Source organism: Paenibacillus sp. 01T431, assembly GCF_056398625.1.
Map to the genome: position 1 here is coordinate 1 of NZ_JBFTPT010000053.1, position 1,182 is coordinate 1,182.

A 1,182-nucleotide genomic window follows, 5' to 3' on the forward strand; every position below is an offset into this window, starting at 1 on the left:
AAAAATAACGATGACTATGGGAAGACTGCGGAGCAACATCAGGTTTCCTACCAACAGGTATATCAGTGGGTGAAGAAATACCAAGACGGCGGGCAAGATGCGCTGCAGGATGGACGTGGACGTAAAAAGACCGAAGAAGAGTTAACTGACATAGACCGCCAAAAGCTTACCATGAAGAAGATGCAGGCTGAAAATGAACGCCTACGCGCAGAAATTGCATTCCTAAAAAAGTTAGAGGAACTCGAAAGAAGGCGACGCTAAGTCGAGTAAGTCAAGAAAACATCTATCTTGCCATTCAAGCTGTACAGCAAGATGGGCAGTTCAGCATTAAGATACTGTGTGAAATTGCAGAGATTCCACGATCAAGCTATTACAAATGGTTGAACCACAAGCCTAGCGTACGTGAACTAGAAAACCAAAAACTCACAAAAGCGATGATCTCTCTGCATGAGAAAGTAGGCGGTATCTACGGGTACCGTCGATTAACCCTTCACTTATGCAAAGAAACGGAGCAGCAGATTAACCACAAGCGCATCCAGCGCCTCATGCAGCTGCAAGGCATTCAGTCAGTGATCCGCCGTAGAAAGCGTAAGAAATATGCAACATCAACGCCTCAGCACGTGGCTGAGAACTTGTTAAACCGCGAATTCACTGCGACAAAGCCGAATGAAAAATGGGTAACAGATGTAACGGAATTCAAGTATGGTCAAAGTCAAAAGGCGTATTTAAGCGCCATCTTAGACCTCCATGACAATACCGTTGTATCCCATGTATTCGGGCACTCGAACAACAACAGCCTCGTGTTTCAAACCGTCAAAAAGGCGATAAAGGCAGCACCAAGAAGTAGACCGATGCTGCATAGTGACCGAGGCTTTCAATACACTTCTCAACGGTTCAAAAAGTTATTTGGAAAAAAATTAACCCATAGCATGTCTCGCGTAGGGAGATGCATTGATAACAGTCCCATAGAATCCTTCTGGGGAACCCTGAAGTGCGAAAAATATTATTTGCATACATACCGAACTTTTGATGAGCTTGAACGGGACATTGAAGCCTACATTCACTTTTACAATTACGAACGATTACAGGCGAAACTAAACGGCCTCAGTCCAATGGAGTTTAGGACTAAGGCCGTTTAACAGGTTTTATTATTTGTAATGTCTACTTGACGGGGTGCAGTTC

General features: G+C 44.2%; 2 protein-coding genes. Both read left to right on the forward strand.

The genetic code is table 11. The annotated features are described in order from the left end of the window. Positions 1 to 261, forward strand: a 261-nt coding sequence (locus tag AC1DM9_RS34340) for a helix-turn-helix domain-containing protein (protein ID WP_477584495.1), incomplete at its 5' end; no start/stop codon positions are given. After that, positions 219 to 1,139, forward strand: coding sequence for an IS3 family transposase (locus AC1DM9_RS34345; RefSeq protein WP_477584497.1), 921 nt, complete (start codon positions 219 to 221; stop codon positions 1,137 to 1,139). The genes AC1DM9_RS34340 and AC1DM9_RS34345, both read left to right, overlap by 43 nt. Positions 1,140 to 1,182 lie beyond the last annotated feature (43 nt).